14 protein-coding genes are annotated in these 20,502 nt (G+C 67.4%); 9 read left to right on the plus strand and 5 right to left on the minus strand.

The genetic code is table 11. The features are described from left to right. Window positions 1-30: 30 nt before the first annotated feature. Together J6U32_RS03745 and J6U32_RS03750 are read right to left on the minus strand one after the other, a co-directional pair. The gene (locus J6U32_RS03745; RefSeq protein ID WP_208793608.1) at window positions 31-612 is read right to left on the minus strand and encodes a DUF937 domain-containing protein; all 582 of its coding nucleotides are present in this window, start codon (window positions 610-612) and stop codon (window positions 31-33) included. 38 nt (window positions 613-650) lie between these two features. Further along, window positions 651-1,691 (minus strand): alpha/beta hydrolase, encoded by a 1,041-nt coding sequence (locus tag J6U32_RS03750; RefSeq protein ID WP_208793609.1) that lies wholly within the window; start codon window positions 1,689-1,691, stop codon window positions 651-653. 32 nt (window positions 1,692-1,723) lie between these two features. On the opposite strand from J6U32_RS03750, the gene J6U32_RS03755 reads away from it, so the two are divergent. From J6U32_RS03755 to J6U32_RS03765, 3 genes are all read left to right on the plus strand, one after another. Continuing rightward, window positions 1,724-1,924 (plus strand): hypothetical protein, encoded by a 201-nt coding sequence (locus J6U32_RS03755; protein ID WP_208793610.1) that lies wholly within the window; start codon window positions 1,724-1,726, stop codon window positions 1,922-1,924. A 334-nt stretch (window positions 1,925-2,258) separates the two neighbouring features. Next, window positions 2,259-6,860, plus strand: a complete 4,602-nt coding sequence (gltB, locus tag J6U32_RS03760; protein ID WP_208793611.1) for a glutamate synthase large subunit — start codon at window positions 2,259-2,261, stop codon at window positions 6,858-6,860. Beyond that, on the plus strand, window positions 6,853-8,307 hold the full coding sequence (locus J6U32_RS03765) for a glutamate synthase subunit beta (protein WP_208793612.1): 1,455 nt from the start codon (window positions 6,853-6,855) through the stop codon (window positions 8,305-8,307). Before gltB ends, J6U32_RS03765 begins: the two co-directional genes overlap by 8 nt. Window positions 8,308-8,418: 111 nt before the next feature. Here the strand turns inward: J6U32_RS03765 and J6U32_RS03770 are convergent, their stop codons facing one another. After that, a complete protein-coding gene (locus J6U32_RS03770) occupies window positions 8,419-8,859 on the minus strand; it encodes an SRPBCC family protein (RefSeq protein WP_208793613.1) in 441 nt (146 codons plus the stop codon). Between the two features lie 134 nt (window positions 8,860-8,993). Between J6U32_RS03770 and J6U32_RS03775 the strand changes: the two genes are divergently transcribed. Continuing rightward, window positions 8,994-9,893: a cutinase family protein gene (locus tag J6U32_RS03775; protein ID WP_208793614.1), complete on the plus strand. Its 900-nt coding sequence runs from the start codon at window positions 8,994-8,996 to the stop codon at window positions 9,891-9,893. A gap of 379 nt (window positions 9,894-10,272) precedes the next feature. Here J6U32_RS03775 and J6U32_RS03780 read toward each other — a convergent pair whose 3' ends face one another. Next, window positions 10,273-10,485 carry an RNA-binding S4 domain-containing protein gene (locus J6U32_RS03780; RefSeq protein ID WP_006369130.1) on the minus strand — a complete coding sequence of 71 codons (213 nt, stop codon included), beginning with the start codon at window positions 10,483-10,485 and terminating at the stop codon, window positions 10,273-10,275. A 64-nt stretch (window positions 10,486-10,549) separates the two neighbouring features. On the opposite strand from J6U32_RS03780, the gene lysX reads away from it, so the two are divergent. From lysX to J6U32_RS03800, 4 genes are all read left to right on the plus strand, one after another. After that, entirely contained in the window at window positions 10,550-13,951 is a 3,402-nt protein-coding gene (lysX, locus tag J6U32_RS03785; RefSeq protein ID WP_208793615.1) for a bifunctional lysylphosphatidylglycerol synthetase/lysine--tRNA ligase LysX, read from the plus strand. A 168-nt stretch (window positions 13,952-14,119) separates the two neighbouring features. Next, complete coding sequence (gene rraA, locus J6U32_RS03790) at window positions 14,120-14,617, plus strand: ribonuclease E activity regulator RraA (protein ID WP_208793616.1); 498 nt, start codon at window positions 14,120-14,122, stop codon at window positions 14,615-14,617. A 41-nt stretch (window positions 14,618-14,658) separates the two neighbouring features. Next, the gene (locus J6U32_RS03795; protein ID WP_280118986.1) at window positions 14,659-16,215 is read left to right on the plus strand and encodes a succinic semialdehyde dehydrogenase; all 1,557 of its coding nucleotides are present in this window, start codon (window positions 14,659-14,661) and stop codon (window positions 16,213-16,215) included. Window positions 16,216-16,331: 116 nt separating this feature from the next. Further along, window positions 16,332-17,531: a CapA family protein gene (locus J6U32_RS03800; RefSeq protein WP_208793618.1), complete on the plus strand. Its 1,200-nt coding sequence runs from the start codon at window positions 16,332-16,334 to the stop codon at window positions 17,529-17,531. A 3-nt stretch (window positions 17,532-17,534) separates the two neighbouring features. Here J6U32_RS03800 and J6U32_RS03805 read toward each other — a convergent pair whose 3' ends face one another. Next, window positions 17,535-18,038: an Rv1733c family protein gene (locus J6U32_RS03805; RefSeq protein WP_244332558.1), complete on the minus strand. Its 504-nt coding sequence runs from the start codon at window positions 18,036-18,038 to the stop codon at window positions 17,535-17,537. A gap of 366 nt (window positions 18,039-18,404) precedes the next feature. Between J6U32_RS03805 and J6U32_RS03810 the strand changes: the two genes are divergently transcribed. Beyond that, the gene (locus tag J6U32_RS03810) at window positions 18,405-20,477 is read left to right on the plus strand and encodes an ArnT family glycosyltransferase (protein ID WP_208793620.1); all 2,073 of its coding nucleotides are present in this window, start codon (window positions 18,405-18,407) and stop codon (window positions 20,475-20,477) included. Window positions 20,478-20,502: the final 25 nt, after the last annotated feature.

Below are 20,502 nucleotides of genomic sequence, written 5' to 3' on the forward strand. Positions count from 1 at the left end.
CCCGATCACAGCCACATGCGGCTGCCGGAACTACTTGCGGCCGCCCAGGATTCCGCCCAGCAGATCGCCGAGACCGCCTCCCTTGCCGCCACCGCCGAGCACGCCGCCCAGGATGGAGCCGAGGCCGCCGCCCGCGCCGCCACCCAGCGCGCCGCCGAGGATCGATCCGAGATCCCCTGCACCGCCACCGGATCGGCCCTCTCCGCCCTTGAGTAACTTCGACGCCAGGTAGCTCATCACGATGGGCGCGAGGATCGGAAGGAGCTTCTGGATCAGCCCCTGATCGACGGCCGCAGCGGGCACCTGACCACTGACCGCCGACGCGACGTTCCCGGTCTTGTTGCCGAAGATGTGCGAGACGATCTTCTCGCCGTCGGCGGTGTCGACGTCGCCGAGGCTGATCTGGCCCTGCGCGAGATCGTTGTCGTGTTGGGCGAGAGCCCCGGTGATGTTCCGAGCGCCCTGCTCGTCACCGGCGTGGTGTTCGAGACCGCCGACCAACGCCGGAAGCGCCTGTGCCACCGCCGAGTGGGCGGTCGCCTCGTCGACACCGAGCCGACCGGCGATCTCGGACATGGGTAGGCGGGACATGAGGTCGTCGATGTCGGACATGGTCGCTCCTGACGGGAATCGATGTGGGGGAGAGGATTTCAGAGTGCGGTCACGGATTCGGTCAGGAATGCGGTGGCGCGTCGGACAGCCGGGCGGGCGTCGGGCGTGAGTCGGCCGAACATCTGGAAGACGTGGCCCTGTCCGCGCCAGGCCTCGATCTGTGCGTCTGCGCCGGCGCGCACCAGTGCCTGGTGGTAGTCGCGGGCGTCCTGACCCATCACCTCGAGGCCGCCGTACTGGATCAGAGTGCGCGGCAACGTGATCCCGTCGTCGAGCGGGATGCGCATCCGGGGGTGGTCGGGATCGGCGTCGCCGGTGTAGAGGCGCAGGATCTTCTGCGCCGCAACGGCATCGATGATCGGATCGCGCGCCCCTGAGCGTTCGTGTGCGACGGCGGTGGCGAAGCTGGGATCGTAGAGCGGGGAGAACAGCACCATGGCGCTGGGTTGCGGGGTGCCGGTCCGGTGATTGTCGGCGAGCAGATCCAACGCGAGATGACCGCCCGCCGAATCCCCGGCCACGACGATCCGGTCGGCGTCGATGCCCTGGTCGAGCAGCCAGTGATAGCCGCGGATGGTGTCGTCCCCTCCGGTCGGCCACCGGTATTCGGGACCGAGGCGATAGTCGAGGCTGAACGCGAGGAATCCGGTCTGCCTGCTCAACCGCGCGACCAGACCCCGATGCGTGCGCGGCGAACACACCACGTACCCCGAGCCGTGCAGGTAATAGATGATCGGCCGATCACGCCCGCGGGTGAGGCCGGGGCCGTGGGCGTCGACTGTGCCCACCCACTCGCCGCGCACCTGGCCGTCGCCGTGACGGGTGGCGATCGGGAGCACCGCGGTGCCCACCGGGACCGGGCACATCGCAGCCAGCGAGCGGTTCACGCCCGGCCGCGTGGCCCGCAGCAGCCGGACCGCCAGTGGCGACGGGCCGTAGCGGGTGGCCGCCATCAGCGGTCGGCTGACCCGGCTCAGATAGCTGTTGAGTGCGTGCGACCGGCGTGAACCCGGACCGATGTGGGTGGCGGGGTGCGGGGGTCCCGCAGGATCGGACAGTTCAGGGGCGGCGGCGTTCACGAAATCGACAGTAGGACGACGGGCGGCCCGGCATGAGCGAATTGGGCGCTGTCGGCGTAGGGAAAGCGCTGTCGGTGGTGAGAAGAGCGCTCTCGGCGTCGGGGAGAGCGCTGTCAGCGAGGAGAAAGGCGCTGTCGGCATGGAGAAAGACGCTGTCGGCATGGAGGAGGGCGCTGTGGGCGGTGAGAAGAGCGCTGTCGACGAGGAGAAGGGCGCTGTCGGCGAGGAGATAGAGCGCTGTCGGCGGCGGGACCACGGACACACTCGTTGTGCGCCATACGCTGCGACGTCGGCGTCGATGTGGTAGCCGGATTTCGATACTGGGCACCGCGCGTGAGAAAATACCTGACAATGCTTAGCGAGCAGGGTGGTTCCTGCCTGGCAACGACTGCCGGGTCCAGGTGTCAGCAACGGCGCTGACCTCGGGGACGCCACCGTCGGATCGTCGGAAGAACCAGGTCAGCCCATGGTTTCGGTTCTTCCGAGGGCACAGGTGACGGTGTCGCGTCCGCACAGACGTATACGGGTCAATCGGTGCGCAACGTCGCGCGCGAAGTGAGGCAGATTATGAAGCATGCTCCTGGTCCCACAGGGCTGTACGACCCCATCCACGAGCACGACGCCTGCGGTGTCGCCTTCGTCGTCGACATGCACGGTCGACGCAGCCGGGACATCGTGGACAAGGCCATCACCGCGCTGATCAACCTCGAGCACCGCGGAGCCGCGGGTGCCGAACCGAACACCGGTGACGGCGCCGGCATCATGATCCAGGTTCCCGACCGCTTCCTGCGTGAGGTCGTCGACTTCGAGCTGCCCGCCGAGGGCGGCTACGCCACCGGTATCGCCTTCCTGCCGCAGGGCTCCAAGGACGCCGCCGAGGCGTGCGAATCGGTCGAGAAGATCGTCGAGGCCGAGGGGCTGCGGATGCTCGGCTGGCGCGAGGTGCCGGTCAACGAGAACGGTCTCGGCGCACTCGCCCGCGACGCGATGCCGACCTTCCGCCAGGTGTTCATCGCGCTGCCCGAGGGCACGCCCGATCCCGACGGCATGGTGATCGAACGCCGGGCCTTCGTGGTGCGCAAGCGCGTCCAGAACGAACTCGGCACCAAGGGTGCGGGCGCCGACGGCCCGGGCCGCGAGACCGTGTACTTCCCGAGCCTGTCCGGCAAGACCTTCGTCTACAAGGGCATGCTGACCACCCCGCAGCTGCGCGAGTTCTATCTGGACCTGCAGGACTCGCGGGTCGAGAGCGCACTGGGCCTGGTGCACTCGCGCTTCTCCACCAACACCTTCCCGTCGTGGCCGCTGGCGCATCCGTTCCGGCGCGTCGCCCACAACGGCGAGATCAACACCGTCACCGGTAACGAGAACTGGATGCGGGCCCGTGAGGCGCTCATCGACACCGAGTTGTTCGGTGACGACGTCTCGCAGAAGATCTTCCCGGTGTGCACGCCGGGCGCGTCGGACACCGCGCGGTTCGACGAGGTCCTCGAGATGCTGCACCTCGGTGGCCGCAGCCTGCCGCACGCGGTGCTGATGATGATCCCGGAGGCCTGGGAGCGTCACGAGTCGATGAAGCCCGAGCACAAGGCGTTCTACGAGTACCACGCCACGCTGATGGAGCCGTGGGACGGACCGGCCTCGGTCTGCTTCACCGACGGCACCGTCGTCGGCGCCGTCCTCGACCGTAACGGCTTGCGCCCCAGCCGGATCTGGGTCACCAAGGACGGCCTGGTCGTGATGGCCTCGGAGGTCGGCGTCCTCGACATCGACCACGCCGACGTCGTGCAGAAGATGCGGCTGCAGCCCGGCCGGATGTTCCTGGTGGACACCGCCGCCGGCCGCATCGTCGACGACGAGGAGATCAAGGATCAGCTCGCCGCCGAGCACCCGTACCAGGAGTGGCTCGACAAGGGTCTGGTGCACATCGACAACGTCAAGGCGTTGCCGCACCAGCACATGTCGCATCACCGGGTCACCCTGCGGCAGTTGACCTTCGGGTACACCACCGAGGAGCTCGACCTGCTGGTGGCGCCGATGGCGCGCACCGGTGCCGAGGCGATCGGCTCGATGGGCACCGACACCCCGATCGCGGTGCTCTCGGCCCGGCCGCGGATGCTGTTCGACTACTTCCAGCAGATGTTCGCCCAGGTCACCAACCCGCCGCTGGACGCGATCCGCGAGGAGATCGTCACCGCGATCGGCGGGACCATTGGTTCTGAGGCCGATCTGCTGCATCCGAGCTCGCAGTCGTGCCGGCAGATCGTCCTGCCGACACCGGTTCTCGACAACGACCACCTCGCCAAGCTCGTCCGGATCAACGACGACCCGAACCTGCCGGACTTCCGCAGCGCCCACATCCACGGCCTGTACCCGGTCGCCGAGGGCGGTGCCGGTCTGCGTGCGGCTCTCGACGAGGTCCGCGCCAAGGTCAGCGCTGCGATTGCCGACGGGGTGAACCTGATCATCCTGAGCGACCGCGAATCCGATGAGACCCTGGCCCCGATCCCGTCGCTGCTGCTGACCGCGGCCGTGCACCACCACCTGGTGCGCGAGCGCAAGCGCACCCGCGTCGGCCTGATCATCGAGTCCGGTGACTGCCGCGAGGTCCACCACGTCGCCACTCTCGTGGGATTCGGTGCGGCGGCGGTCAATCCGTACATGGCCTTCGAGTCGATCGAGGACATGGTCGAGCGGGGCGCGCTGGGTGACGTCGACTTCGAGACCGCCCGCGCCAACTACATCAAGGCCGCGAGCAAGGGCGTGCTCAAGGTGATGAGCAAGATGGGTATCTCCACCCTCGCCTCCTACACCGGCGCCCAGCTGTTCCAGGTCATCGGCATCAACCAGGACACCGTCGACGAGTTCTTCACGGGGCTGCGCAGCCAGCTCGGCGGAATTGGTCTCGACGAGATCGCCGCCGACGTCGCCGCCCGGCATGCGTTGGCGTTCAACGACCGTCCCAGCGAGCGGGCCCACCGTGAACTGCCGGTCGGCGGTGAATACCAGTGGCGCCGTGAGGGCGAGTACCACCTGTTCAACCCGGACACGGTGTTCAAGCTCCAGCATTCGACGCGCACCGGTCAGTACAAGGTGTTCAAGGAATACACCAAGCTCGTCGACGACCAGTCGCGCAAGCTCGCGACGCTGCGCGGTCTGTTCGACTTCAACTTCGGTGACCGTGACCCGATCCCGATCGACAAGGTCGAATCGGCACGCGACATCGTCAAGCGATTCTCGACGGGTGCGATGAGCTTCGGCTCGATCTCGGCCGAGGCGCACGAGACCCTGGCGATCGCGATGAACCGTCTCGGTGGACGCTCGAATTCCGGTGAGGGCGGCGAGGATCCGCGTCGCTTCCACCACGACGAGAACGGTGACTGGCGCCGCAGCGCGATCAAGCAGGTCGCGTCGGGCCGTTTCGGTGTGCACTCGCACTACCTGAGCAACTGCACCGACATCCAGATCAAGATGGCGCAGGGCGCCAAGCCCGGCGAGGGTGGCCAGTTGCCGCCGCACAAGGTGTACCCGTGGGTCGCCGAGGTGCGTGGCTCCACTCCCGGTGTCGGGCTGATCTCGCCGCCGCCGCACCACGACATCTACTCGATCGAGGATCTGGCCCAGCTGATCCACGACCTGAAGAACGCGAACCCGCAGGCGCGCATCCACGTCAAGCTCGTCAGCGAGATCGGTGTGGGCACCGTCGCCGCGGGTGTGTCCAAGGCACACGCCGACGTCGTGCTCATCTCCGGACACGACGGCGGAACCGGCGCCTCGCCGCTCACCTCGCTCAAGCATGCGGGTGCGCCGTGGGAGATCGGTCTGGCCGAGACCCAGCAGACGTTGCTGCTCAACGGTCTTCGCGATCGCATCTCGGTACAGGTCGACGGCCAGCTCAAGACCGGACGCGACGTGGTGGTCGCCGCGCTGCTTGGCGCCGAGGAATTCGGGTTCGCCACCGCACCACTGGTGGTGTCGGGTTGCATCATGATGCGCGTGTGCCACCTCGACACCTGCCCGGTGGGTGTGGCCACCCAGAATCCGTTGCTGCGTGAGCGTTTCACCGGCAAGCCGGAGTTCGTGGAGAACTTCTTCCTCTTCATCGCCGAGGAGGTCCGCGAGTTGCTGGCCCGTCTGGGCTTCCGCACCCTGCAGGAGGCGGTCGGCCACGTCGAGGCCCTCGACACCGGAAAGGCGCTGTCGCACTGGGGTTCGGCGAAGGCCGGCAAGCTCGACCTGTCCTCGGTGCTCGCCGAGACCGAGTCGCCGTTCATGAACCAGGACCTGTACTGCTCCGGCGTGCAGGATCACGGTCTCGACAAGGCGCTCGATCAGCAGCTGATCGCGCAGAGCCGGGAGGCGATCGACCACGGAACCCGGGTGAGCTTCTCGTCGAAGATCACCAACGTGAACCGCACCGTCGGCACGATGCTCGGCCACGAGGTCACCAAGGCCTATGGCGCGCAAGGTCTCCCGGACGGGACGATCATGATCGACTTCACCGGCTCGGCGGGCAACAGCTTCGGTGCGTTCGTGCCCAAGGGCATCACGCTGCGCCTCGAGGGCGACGCCAACGACTTCGTCGGCAAGGGACTCTCGGGCGGGCGCATCGTGGTGCGTCCGGCGCGCAACGCCCCGGACGGATTCGTCGCCGAGGAGAACATCATCGCCGGCAACGTCATCGGATTCGGTGCGACGGCGGGCAAGATCTTCTTGCGCGGTGTGGTCGGTGAGCGGTTCTGCGTGCGCAACTCGGGTGCCACCGCGGTCGTCGAGGGCGTCGGCGACCATGGTTGCGAGTACATGACGGGCGGTCGTGTGGTTGTCCTCGGCGGCACCGGACGCAACTTTGCCGCGGGCATGTCCGGCGGGATCGCCTATGTGTATGACCCGCAGCAGAACTTCGCCGACAACCTCAATCCCGAGCTCGTCGAACTCGAACCGCTCGATGACGAGGATCTCGAGTTCCTCGCGGGCATCATCACCGAGCACCGCGACGAAACCGAATCACCGGTTGCCGCAGCACTGATCGAGCAGTGGGAGACCACGCAGACACAGTTCGCCAAGGTGATGCCGCGCGACTTCAAGCGTGTGCTGGCAGCCGCCGCGGACGCCGAGCGAGATGGACGAGACGTGAACGAAGCGATCATGGAGGCCGCACGTGGCTGACCCCAGAGGATTCCTCAAGCACACCGAGCGGGAGCTGCCCGACCGTCGTCCGGTCGACCTGCGCCTGCTCGACTGGAAAGAGGTCTACACCGACTTCAGCAAGGACCACCTGCAGAGCCAGGCCAGCCGGTGCATGGACTGCGGTATCCCGTTCTGCCACAACGGTTGTCCGCTGGGCAATCTCATTCCCGAGTGGAATGACCTGGTGTACAAGGATCGGTGGGACGACGGGATCGAACGTCTGCACGCCACCAACAACTTCCCGGAGTTCACCGGACGGTTGTGCCCGGCGCCGTGCGAGGCGTCGTGCGTCCTCGGCATCAATCAGCCGCCGGTCACCATCAAGCAGGTGGAGGTCGAGCTGATCGACAACGCCTGGGACAGTGGACTGGTCACCCCGGTACTGCCGACCGAGCACACCGGCAAGAACATCGCCGTCGTCGGGTCCGGGCCCGCGGGACTGGCCGCCGCACAGCAGCTCACCCGCGCCGGTCACACCGTCTATGTCTACGAGCGGGCCGACCGCATCGGCGGCCTGCTGCGCTACGGCATCCCCGAATTCAAGATGGAGAAGCGCCACATCGACCGTCGTCTCGAGCAGATGAAGGCCGAGGGCACGGTGTTCCGCACCGGTGTCAACGTCGGGGTCGACATCACCATCGCGCAACTGCGTGAGGACTTCGACGCCGTCATCCTGGCGATGGGCTCGACCATCGGCCGCGATCTGCCGATCGAGGGCCGCGAACTCGACGGCATCCACCAGGCGATGGAGTTCCTGCCGCAGGCCAACCGCGTACAGCTCGGCGACACCGTCGACGGCCAGATCACCGCGAAGGGCAAGAAGGTCGTCATCATCGGCGGCGGCGACACCGGCGCCGACTGCCTCGGTACCTCGCTGCGTCAGGGCGCCGAGATCGTGCACCAATTCGAGATCATGCCGCGCCCGCCGCAGGAGCGCGCCGAGTCCACCCCGTGGCCGACCTACCCGCTGATGTACCGCGTCTCCTCGGCCCACGAGGAGGGTGGCGAGCGGGTGTTCTCGGTCAACACCGAGATGTTCGTCGGCGAGAACGGCAAGGTCACCGGCCTCAAGGCGCACGAGGTGGTCATGCGTGACGGTCGTTTCGAAAAGGTCGAGGGCAGTGACTTCGAGCTCGAGTGCGACCTGGTGCTGCTGGCGATGGGCTTCGTCGGACCCGAACGCGCCGACCTGCTCGACAAGCTCGGCGTCGAATACGACCAGCGCGGAAACATCAAGCGGGACGACGAGTTCCGGGCCGTCGGCCAGGAGAACGTCTTCGTCGCCGGCGACGCCGGCCGCGGTCAGTCGCTGATCGTGTGGGCGATCGCCGAGGGTCGTTCGGCCGCGGCGGCCGCCGATCAGTATCTCGCCGGCCGCACCGATCTGCCCGCTCCGATTTACCCCACTCAGGTCGCCCAGCGCTGAGGCGCAACGATCACGACGACCGGTGGTCGGCGGCCCCGCCTGGGGCGCCGGTCACCGGTCGAGTCGTCTGCGGAGGGCGTGCTCAATCGGTGGTGATCAGCTCGGCGGCGATCAGTTCGACCGGCCTTCGAGGGCCTTGGTCATCTCCTTGGGCACCGAGTCGGCGAGACGGTTGAAGATGACCCCGAAGATCGGTTCGGCGATGGCGCCGAACCGCTGGAAATCGACGGTCGCGGCATAGGTGATCGAGGTGCGGCCGTTCCCGGCGTCGGTGAACGAGAGGTCGTCGGTCGTCGTGGCGGTCTTGTTGGAACCGGTGAACACGAGGTGGTCGGGGTCGTCGCGGGTGAGTTCGTAGGTGAGCTCGGTGGAGATGCCGTACAGCTTGGTCTTGTTATGCCAGCTGGTGCCGAGACCGATTGGGCCCCGGGTGTTTTGCGTGCATTCGACGGTTCCCGGATCCCATTGCTCCGCGTTGGCGAAGTCGCGGAGATAGGTGACGACCTCGTCGCGGGGACGGTCGACGGTGAAGGTGCGCGAGACGTTGACCACAGCATGGCTCCTTTGTCCGATAGGCGGTGTCGTTCACCGGTATTTCGTCGCCGAAGGGTTTGCGGACCGTCTCCCCGGTCCTAAACTCGTTCGGGTATTGGTCGGTGGTCGCCGGTTCTGCAGGACCCGGACGGATGGCCACGATTGAAGGGGAGGCGCTCGTGCGCAAGCTGTTCGTGATGGTCCTGACCCTGCTCATCGCTGCGATCGGCGCGGTCGCGACGGGTGGCACGGCGCACGCCGCCGACTGCCCGCGGCTCTATGTCATCGCGGTGCCGGGCACGTGGGCCGACGGACCCGGACTGCTCGGTGACGTGACCTCCGGTCTCGGCGCCGACACCCAGGTCGCCTACGTGCGCTATGACGCGACCGCATTCCCCTGGGAGAAGGCGATCTACGGCAAGTCCAAGGCGCAGGCGGTCTCGAACGTCACCGGCCTCGCGGTCACCATGCTGCGAAGCTGCCCGGCCACCAAGATCGCGCTGACCGGGTACAGCCAGGGCGCCGACGCCGCGGGCGACTTCGCCTCCGAGGTCGGCGCGGGCACCGAGCGGGTGCGTCCGCAGCAGGTCGCCGGGGTGGTGCTCCTCGCCGATCCGCGTCGTTCGTCGAAGGATCCTCTGGTGGGACCCCCGCTGACCGGCCAGGGCAGTGGCGGACCCCGTATCGGCGGCATGGGATGGCTGACGCCGGTCACCCGCCAGATCTGCGTGCCGAGTGATCTCTACTGCAACACCCCGCGCGACTACTACGTCACGCGCGTTGTCGGCTACCTCGCCGAGACAAGCGATCCGACGCCCAGCCAGTACGGGCAGTACCAGCTCGAGGCGGCGGCGATCGTCAACGAGATGCTCACCCAGGGCGGCCCGGGGCGGATCGTTCAGGAGCTGAGCAACGCGCGGGCGCGCGAGCAGATCATCGAATTCAACAAGTTCATCCAGTCCGGATCGCACGGCGACTATGCGACGTACCAGGTCAAGCCGGGCGTGACGGCGGTGCAATGGGCGCACGACTACCTCGCCGGGCTGGCGTGATCTTCGACACGTGGTGATTTCCCGCAGGTCACCGGGTCGCGCGTCGCTACCAGGGCGGTAACGATCTCCGTGTCATCATCGACGTACACGGGTGCGGTTGCGAGTTCGAGAACCGCCGCTACAGTAAGACAAAGTTAGTATCCGTTGTATTGATTCAGGGAAGCGTTGAGTCATGAAGTTGGCTGAGACACTCCACGGGCCCCGTCGACCCGCCCGGCTCGGGGCGCTGTCCATCCGACGGCCCCGCCGTCAGGCACGAATGTTCCCGGCCGAGGCCGAGCGACTGATCACCGCTGCCGAGCTCCGTCGACTCCACGGCTGAATCGACTCCACGGTTGAGCCGGAGCGGGCCGCTGCCGTTGGCCCCGGTCGGTGGGATTCATCCGGCCGAGACACGCGCGGACTGCCCGCCCAATTCGACGACGTCGCCGACCACGAGCTGACGGCCGCGTCGGGTCTCCACGTCGCCGTTGACGCAGACCAATCCGTCGGCGATGACCTCCTTGGCCTCCGCGCCGGAGTCGATGAGGTTGGCCAGTTTCAGGAACTGGCCGAGCCGGATGACCTGATCACTGATCGCAACGTCGAACACACCGTCATCCTGGCAGACGGCAAGCGTTCCCGGCGAGCCGAACCGCGCACTAAGGTTGTCTGTCATGGTGGTCGAGACCGGAGTGCAGCAGGCCCCCGACGACGAGAAGCAGCACGGATCGGTGCCGCCGGATCGGACAGCGGCCGAACGCCGTTCGGCGGATCTGCTCGACCAGATCCGGCATCCCCGGGGTTTCGGGCACAACGCGCCACGGATCGCCGGCACCGTCGTGGGTGTCATGGCGGCAATTGCGTTGGCGTCGAGTATCTTTCCGTTCTTCCGGCATTGGATTCACGTACCTCGCGACTACGTCGACAACTACATCGTCGCGATGCCCGAGACGAGCTTCGCGTGGGCCTATGTGCTGGCGTTGGTGGCGATCGCGCTCGCCGCCCGCAAACGCATCGCCTGGTGGATCTGCGTCATCCTGCTGGTGCTGTTCATGCTCACCAACGCACTGCTGCTGATCCCGGCCATCGGCTCCGACCTGGATATGACCCGCACCGAGCGGATCAACACCGGGGTCGGGCTGGCGATACAGGTGGCCATCCTGTTCTTCCTGGTTCTCACGTTCCGGCAGTTCTACACCCGGGTCCGCCGCGCCGCGTTGCTCCGGGCGCTCGGTGTGCTGATCACCGGGCTGGTGGTCGCCACCATGCTGGGCTGGGGTCTGGTGGTGCTGGTGCCCGGCAGCCTGGAGTCGGGGGAGCGTCTGCCGTACGCCTTCAACCGCGTCGTCGCCTTCGCGACCATCGATCAGCGCACCTTCGACGGCCATCACACCCACCCGTGGATCAACGGGTTGCTGGGACTGTTCGGAGCCGTCGCCCTGATTGCCGCCGCGATCGTGCTGTTCCGGTCGCAGCGGCTCAAATCGCTGATGACCGCGGAGGACGAACGACTGATCCGCGCGCTCATCGACCGGTTCGGCGACGACGATTCGCTGGCCTACTTCTCCACCCGTCGCGACAAGGCCGTGGTGTTCTCGCTCGACGGTCGGGCGGCGATCACCTATCGCGTCGAACTCGGCGTCGGACTGGCCGGCGGTGATCCGATAGGCGACCCGGACTCGTGGTCGGGGGCGATCGCGGAGTTCCTGACCCTGTGCGAGCGGTACGGCTGGCATCCGGCGGCGATGGGTGCCAGCGAGCGTGGCGCCGAGGCCTACGACGCCGCCGGCTTCGGCACGCTCAACATCGGTGACGAGGCGATCATCCACACCCGCGACTTCACGCTGTCGGGACCGGCGATGAAGAGCGTGCGCCAGGCGGTCACCCGTAACCGGCGGGCCGGGGTCACGGTACGAATCCGGCGGCACAGTGAATTGTCGGACGCACAGATGGCCGAGGCGGTTGCCCGCGCCGACGCGTGGCGCGACACCGACGAGGAACGCGGCTTCGCGATGGCGCTCTCGCGTCTCGGTGATCCCGCCGACGGCAACTGCCTGCTCGTCGAGGCGATCCAGAACGAGGGCACCGACGACGAGAAGGTCATCGGCCTGCTGTCCTTCGTCCCGTGGGGGCGGCGAGGGGTGTCGCTCGACCTGATGCGCCGCGACCGCAACGGCGTCAACGGCGTGGTGGAGACGATGGTCGTCGAGCTGTGCCAGCGTGCCGAACAGGTCGGCGTCACCGACATCTCCCTGAACTTCGCGACCTTCCGCGCCTTCTTCGAGCACGGCGGGCAGATCGGCGCCGGCCCGGTGATGCGGGCGAGCTACTCGGCATTGATGTTCGGCTCACGGTTCTTCCAGATGGAGTCGCTCTACCGCTCCAACGCGAAGTACCTGCCGGACTGGCAGCCGCGATACCTGTGCTTCGAGGACGCCCGCATGCTCCCGCGCGCGGGGCTGGCGAGCATCGTCACCGAGGGCTTCGTGCGCCTACCGCGCTTCGGCCGCAAGGAACAGTACGAAGCCGGCGAGCCCTCGGTGCCGCCGGGAATCGACGTCGATGCGCTCGTCGCGCAGTTCGCCGAGGAGGCCGATCAACAGGCGGTCACCGTGCATCGGCCCGAGCAGGTCCGGGTGCGGATGGCCAAGCTCGAACGGCTCGTCGCCGAGGGCTTCGACCCGTACCCGCCGGCCGACGCGCCCACCCACACCATCGCCGCGGCCCGGGAACTGCCGCAGGGCACCCAGGTCACCATCGCCGGCCGGATCACCCGGTTGCGCGACTTCGGCAAGGTGATCTTCGCCGACCTCCACGACTGGTCGGGACAGGTGCAGCTGCTCATCGAGGACTCCCGGATCATTCCGGGCACACCGGATTTCGGCTCCGACGTGGACCTCGGTGATCTCGTCGAGGTGCGTGGCATGCTCGGCGAGAGCCGCAAGGGCGAACTGTCGGTGCTGATCGACGCGTGGCGGATCAACGGCAAATGCCTGCGCCCGCTGCCCGACAAGTGGGCCGGTCTGACCGACCCGGAAGCCCGTGTGCGCCAACGCTATCTGGATCTGGCGACCAACGCCCGCAGCCGGGACCTGCTCAAGACCCGCAGCGTCGTCGTCAAGGCGCTGCGCGACTTCCTCGCCGCACGCGACTTCCTGGAGGTGGAGACGCCGATCCTGCAGCGAATCCACGGCGGCGCCAACGCCACCCCGTTCCAGACGCACATCAACGCCTACAACCTCGATTTGTATCTGCGTATCGCACCCGAGCTGTATCTCAAGCGACTCTGTGTCGGTGGGGTGGAGAAGGTCTACGAGATCGGGCGGAACTTCCGCAACGAAGGCGTCGACTTCAGCCACAACCCCGAGTTCACCAGCCTCGAAGCCTATGAGGCGCACAGTGATTACCTGAAGATGCTCGATCTGACCCGGGAGATGATCCAGTTCGCCGCGACCGCGGCGCACGGTGAGCCGGTGATCTACCGGACCGGCGACGACGGCACCGTCGAGCGCATCGACATCTCCGGCGACTGGCCGGTCAAGACCGTGCACGAGGTGGTCTCCGAGGGTGCCGGTGAGGAGATCGCACCGGAGACCAGCGCCGACGACCTGCGTCGGATCTGTGATCGGCTGGAGATCGCTCACCGCCCCGACTGGGATGCGGGGGCACTGGTGCTCGAACTGTACGAGCACCTCGGTGAGGACCGCACGACGTTCCCGACGTTCTACATCGACTTCCCCACCTCGACCTCGCCGCTGACGCGTGCGCACCGCAGCCGCGCGGGCGTCGCCGAACGGTGGGATCTCGTCGCCTGGGGCGTCGAACTCGGCACCGCCTACACCGAACTCACCGATCCGGTCGAACAACGCAAACGGCTGACGGCGCAATCGATCCTGGCCGCCGACGGCGATCCGGAGGCGATGGAACTCGACGAGGACTTCCTCGAGGCACTCGAATACGCGATGCCGCCCACCGGCGGGCTCGGTGTCGGCGTCGACCGCGTCGTCATGCTGATCACCGGCCAGTCGATCCGCGAATCGCTGCCGTTCCCGTTGGTCAAGCCCGACGAGGGGTGACCGTCGCCGACGGCGCTCGTCTCGACGCCGAGAGCGCCTGTTTTGTCGCCGACAGCGCTCGTTTCGACGCCGAGAGCGCTTGAGGACGCGTCTCGAAGGCGCTGCCGGCGAGGTGAAGGGCGCTGTCGGCTAGGCAGGGGTCATTACCTGTTGGTTGCGGTTACACCTATGCTGGTCGGCATGAGTGAGCTCACCTTCACCCCGACCGCCGACCTGGTCGACGAGATCGGTGCCGATGTCCGTAGCTGCGACGTCCAGTTCACCCAGTACGGCGGCGTGCGCGAGTTCGTCGGCCGTGTGAGCACCGTGCGCTGCTTCCAGGACAACGCCCTGCTCAAGTCGGTGCTCGGCGAATCCAACCCCGGTGGTGTCCTCGTCGTCGACGGCGACGCGTCGGTGCACACCGCACTGGTCGGCGACCTGATCGCCGAACTCGGCCGGTCCAACGGTTGGGCCGGCGTCATCGTCAACGGCGCGATCCGCGACGCGAAAACGATTGGCGGTATGCAGATCGGGGTGAAGGCACTGGGCACCAACCCGCGCAAGTCCACCAAGACCGGTGCAGGTGAGCGCGACGTGCCCATCGACCTCGGCGGCATCACCTTCGTCCCCGGCGACACCCTCTACTCCGACGACGACGGCATCGTGCTCGTCGCCGCCGTCTGACCGGCACACCCATCTCCCGATCGCTGACGAGGAGCGCACAGATCATGGCCCGACCCACTCCCGAATACTTCGCCCGCCTCGGTGCGCTCGTCGCCATCGACAACGCCGCCGACCGGCCCACCCGCCCGGTCCTCGAGGCGTTCAGCGGTGTCGAGATGGCCACCATCCCGGTCGGCACCGCCGCCGATCTGGAGACCGCGGTCGCCCGCGCCCGCGTCGCCCAGGAGGGCTGGGCCGCCCGCAGCCCGCAGGAGCGCGCCAAGGTCCTCGACAAATTCTCCGAACTGGTGCACCGCAACGCGGCGTCGCTGATGGACATCGCGCAGGCCGAGACCGGCAAGGCGCGCGTCTACGCCCAGGAAGAGGTCATCGACGTCGCGCTGACCGCGCGGCACTACGCCACCGCGGGCCCCAAGATGCTCGCCGACCGCAAGGTCAAGGGCATCATCCCGGGCGCGACGAGTGTGCGGGTGCGTTATCAGCCCAAGGGCGTCGTCGGCGTGATCAGCCCGTGGAACTATCCGCTGACCCTCGCCGTCTCCGACGCCGTGGCCGCGCTGCTCGCCGGCAACGGCGTGGTCATCAAACCCGACAGCCAGACCCCGTACTGTGCGCTGGCCCTGGCCGAACTGCTCTACGAGGCGGGCCTGCCCGCCGAGTTGTTCGCAGTCGTTCCAGGCCCGGGAAGTGTTGTCGGACAAGCGATCGTCGCCACCACCGACTACGTCATGTTCACCGGCTCGTCGGCCACCGGCGCCACGCTCGCCGAGCAGGCCGGCCGCCGTCTGATCGGCTTCTCCGCCGAACTCGGCGGCAAGAACCCGATGATCGTCACCGCGGGCGCCGACATCGACCGCGCCGTCGAGGGCGCCGCCCGCGCCTGCTACTCGAACTCCGGGCAGTTGTGCATCTCCATCGAGCGCCTCTACGTCGACTCGATCATCGCCGACGAGTTCATCGAGAAGTTCGGTGCATTCGTCCGCGGCATGCGCCTGGGCGCCACCTACGACTTCAGTGCCGACATGGGCTCGCTCGCCTCGGCCGCCCAGGTCGACACCGCCCAGGCGCACGTCGACGACGCAGTGGCCAAGGGCGCCACGGTGATCGCGGGCGGCAAGCGCCGCGCCGACCTGGGACCGTTCTTCTTTGAGCCGACCGTGCTCACCGGAGTCACCGATGCGATGGAGTGCTTCGCCAACGAGACCTTCGGTCCGGTGGTGTCGGTGTACCCGGTCGACTCGATCGACGAGGCCATCAAACTCGCCAACGACACCGACTACGGACTCAACGCCAGCGTGTGGGCGGGCAGCAGTGACGAGGCCCAGCGGATCGCCGAGAAGCTGCGGGCCGGCACGGTCAACATCAACGAGGGCTATGCCGCGGCGTGGGCGTCGACAGCAGCTCCGATGGGCGGCATGGGCATCTCCGGCGTCGGGCGCCGGCACGGCGAGGAGGGCCTGCTCAAATACACCGAGCCGCAGACGATCGCCGAGCAGCGGTTCATCGGCATCGATCGCGCACCCGGCATCCCGCAGGGCCTCTATCGCGCGGCGACGCCGTTCGCGATGCGCGCGCTGAAGTATCTGCCCGGTCGCTGACCGCGTTCTCGAGCACTCGAATACCGACGGTTCCAGCCCCTTCCGGCCCCTCCGGGACCTGAAATCCCCTGATCAGCCGACACGCGCGCAGCGTGCGAATCCGGTTGGATGCAAGAGTGTTCGCGAGTGTGCGCCGACGTTCCGGCGTCTGGCTGGTCGTGCTGATCGCCGTCGTGGTCGGGGTGGTGGCGGCCTCGTCGGCGTCGTCGTCGACGACGGCTGCACCGGTCGCGCGGGTCGTGCCCGGGCCCATGGTTGCCACGCCCCCGACGCCCCGTGCCCAGCAGCTCGTGCTGAGTTTCACCGGTGACAACATCCTGGGCACCGACGACAAGTTCTCCACGGCGACGTCGTTGCCGACGGTGTGGGCGGACAACGGGCGGCGGCCGGACTACTTCTTCCAGAACGTCAAAGCGCTGTTCGACGCGGACGACCCGACCGTCGCCAACTTCGAGGTGGCACTCACGCGCCGCGGCACCCAGCGCTACAAGGGGGAGGGCGAGGTCTATCACTTCCATGGCGATCCGGCGCTCGCGGCGACTCTGCCCGCGGGCGGGATCGACGTGGTGACCGTCGCCAACAATCACACCTTCGATTACGGCCAGGTCGGTTTCGACGACACGCTCGCCGCGCTCCGGGGTGTCGGTGTCGGGTACTTCGGCACCGGTGACGAGAGCGAGGGGTCGGGGTACGACCTGGACAACCTGACCATGATCAAGGGCGTGACGTTCGGCTTCGTCGGGTATCAGGCGTGGACCGACAGTGTGCAGATGCGTCGAAAGCTGGTGTCGGACATCAAGTCCCTGCGAGCCCGCGGCGCCGACGTGGTGATCCCGTTCATGCATTGGGGCATCGAGAGCGAACACGAACCGTACGGCGTGCAGACCGAGCTCGCCCATCTCGCGATCGACGCGGGCGCCGACCTCGTCGTCGGAACCCATCCCCACGTCATCCAGTCCATGGAGATCTATCGGGGCAAGCTGATCGCGTATTCGTTCGGCAACTTCGCGTTCGGTGGCAACAGCAGCCCCACCGACAAACGCACCTTCATCCTGCAAACCCGCTTCGACATGGCCGGTACCGCGGTGCGCGGCGTCGATTTCCGGGTGATCCCGACGCGGGTGTCACGCACCGAGTCGTACAACGACTACGTCCCGACGCCGTACCCGCCGGCGCAGTCGGCCCAGGTCCTGACGTTCATCAACGGGCTCTCCCCGACCCTGAACGGTCGCGCCGCCAACGCGTTCGTGCCGGTGGTCCCGAACCCCGTCCGAACGACTCCGGCACGGCCGAGCGGGGTCGACGGGCCGGGCTGAGGTTCAGCGCGACGCCCAGCCGTTGGCGTTGCCCGCCTGCGACCACTCGCGGTCCCACAGGACGTCGTGGGCGCGTGCGACCCGGCGTCGGACCATGGTGACGCCACTCAGTACCAGCGCGAACATCGCACACCACGCCAGCACACCCACCCACACCGCGCCCAGAACGCGTTCGGTGGGGCCGGGGTGATCCTGGAGCCGGGTGCCGTCCGGAGTGGTCCACGCCGGGGTGGTGGAGCCGTCCTTGGTGCCGCGGGGCACCGACGTCGAATCGGTGTGCACGCCCGAAGAAGTGCGCCACGAGACGGTGGCGGTGGTCTCGACGGCGGTCGGATCGGAGTCGGAGACGCTGACGACCGTGGCGGAGATGGGGATCGCGGCGTCGGCGCGGTCGGTGACCGAGCGATAGGTGGCATCGGCCGCCCACACGCTCAGTGGGATCGCCAGGAGAAGGATCATGACGGACGTGACGACCGCGGTGGCGATCATCCGATCGCCGCGCCGCATCAACGGATTGTGGGACCACGGTAGATACGCGGCCCCCCGCCGATACGACATCCGGTTGTCCATCATTACCTCGCGATCGCGAACACATTCACGTTCCACAATTCGCTTCGGTAACGGTTTTGACAAACGCGAAAGCCCAGGTAACAGGGAAGTGTGAGTAATCCAACACCGCGCACACGCTCACAGGCTTCTCCCAGTCGTCGTCCAGTCGGGCTGGAGAACCGGACATCATTCTTGAACCCGATGCAGTGCACCGCATGAACGAGGCCAGTGCACTGGCGGGGCGGATCGCCCGGCGTACGTCCACCCCGGCAACACACGCAGTGAGCAACGCCGAGACGTGAAGGTCTCGCGACAGGAGGAATGATGACCGCAATTCTGGATCGGCCGAGTTCGTCGCCGCCATCCGACGACGCCGCCCCGCCGAGCCATCGGCGCAGCGGGCGACCGATGCCGTGGAGCAAGCTGAGCCTGACCGGCCTGTTGACCGTCACCGGCGTTCTCTATCTGTGGAACCTCTCGGCCAGCGGCTACGCCAACACCTTCTACGCCGCGGCGGCCTGGGCGGGGTCGCAGAGCTGGCGTGCCTGGTTCTTCGGCGCGCTGGATCCATCGAGCTTCATCACCGTCGACAAGCCGCCGGCCTCGCTGTGGGTGACCGGGTTGTCGGTGCGGATCTTCGGGATGAACTCCTGGGCGGTGCTTGCCCCGCAGGCGATCATGGGCGTCGCGGCGGTCGCGTTGATGTACGCGACGATGCGCCGCGTCATCGCCGATCCCCGCCAGGGCACCGCGGCCGGCCTCATCGCCGGCGCCGTTCTGGCGTTCACCCCGGCAGCCGCTCTGATGTTCCGCTTCAACAACCCCGACGCGCTGCTGGTGCTGTTGATGGTGGCCGCGGCCTACTGCACGGCGCGGGCGATCGCGACCAACTCGGGCCGCTGGCTGGCCCTGGTTGGTGTCGCGCTGGGCTTCGCGTTCCTCACCAAGATGATGCAGGGCCTGCTGGTGCTGCCGGCATTCGCGCTGGCCTACCTGCTGTTCGCGAACAACGGCTGGCTCAAGCGGATCGGGCAGCTCCTGCTCGCCGCGGTGGCGCTGGTGGTGTCGGCGGGCTGGTTCGTGCTGGTCACGATCCTCGTCCCGGCGAGCTCGCGGCCCTACATCGGGGGTTCCACCGACAACTCGTTCATGAATCTGGTGCTCGGCTACAACGGGCTGGGTCGCATCAGTGGCGGTAACGGCCCGGGCGGCGGCGGTGGCCCCGGTGGCGGGCAGGCCGGTGGCTCCTTCGGCGGTTCGACGGGTCTGAATCGACTGTTCGGCTCGGAGATGGGCAACGAGATCTCCTGGCTGTTGCCGGTGGCGCTGTTCGTGGTGGCCTTCGGGGTGTACCTGATGATCCGCAGCTTCCCGATCTTCAACTACCGCAACGGTGTTGCCCGCGTCGAGTCCGGCGCCATCGTCACCTGGGGTGGCTGGCTGCTGGTGACCGGGATGATCTTCAGCTACATGAGCGGCACCATCCACCCGTACTACACGGTGGCGCTGGCCCCGGCGATCGGCGCGCTGGTCGGTCTGGGATCGGTGTTCGCGTGGCGGCGGCGGGCGCACTGGGACGGACGCATCGCGATGGCCGCCATGATCGGGCTGGCCGCATGGTGGGCCATCGTGCTGCTCAATCGCAACGACTGGGGTCCGGTCTGGTGCCGGTGGCTGATCGGTGTGGTGGCCGTCGTCGCCGTGATCGGTGTGATCGCCGGAAGCGTGCTGGGCCTGAAGAAGGTCGTGGCCGCCTCGGTGCTGGCCGGTGCACTCGCCGGATTCGGTGGTACCGCAGCCTTCTCGATCGCGACCGCGGCCACCGCACACACCGGGTCGATCCCGACCGCGGTGCAGACCTCCTCGGCCGGTGGCGGTATGGGCGGACCCGGTGGCATGGGTGGCTTCGGCGGACAAGGTGGGCAGCACGGCTCGACGCAGGGTACCCAGGGGACCCCGCCGTCGGGGACCACGTCCCAGAACGGTTCGGCCCAAAACGGTTCGGCCCAAAACGGTTCGGCCCAGAACGGTTCGGATCAGCAGGGACGACGTGGCGGTGGCATGGGTGGTTTCGGTGGCGACGTCTCGTCGAACAGCGATCTGGTCAAGCTGCTGCAGTCCACCAACACCACCTGGGCGGCGGCGACCAACGGATCGCAGTCGGCGTCGGGGATCGAGATCGCGACCGGCAAGTCGGTGATGGCCATCGGCGGCTGGAGCAACGACCCCGCGCCCACGCTCGACGAATTCAAGAAGATGGTGTCGGAGGGCAAGATCGCCTACTACATCGGCGGATCGGGCGGCGGTCCCGGCGGTAATTCGGAGATCTCGACCTGGGTGTCGCAGAACTTCACCGCGATGACAGTCGGCGGGCAGACGGTGTACAAGCTGATCTGACCGCTCGGTCTGATCACGCCCGCCA

Source organism: Gordonia polyisoprenivorans, from assembly GCF_017654315.1.
GTDB lineage: Bacteria > Actinomycetota > Actinomycetes > Mycobacteriales > Mycobacteriaceae > Gordonia > Gordonia polyisoprenivorans_A.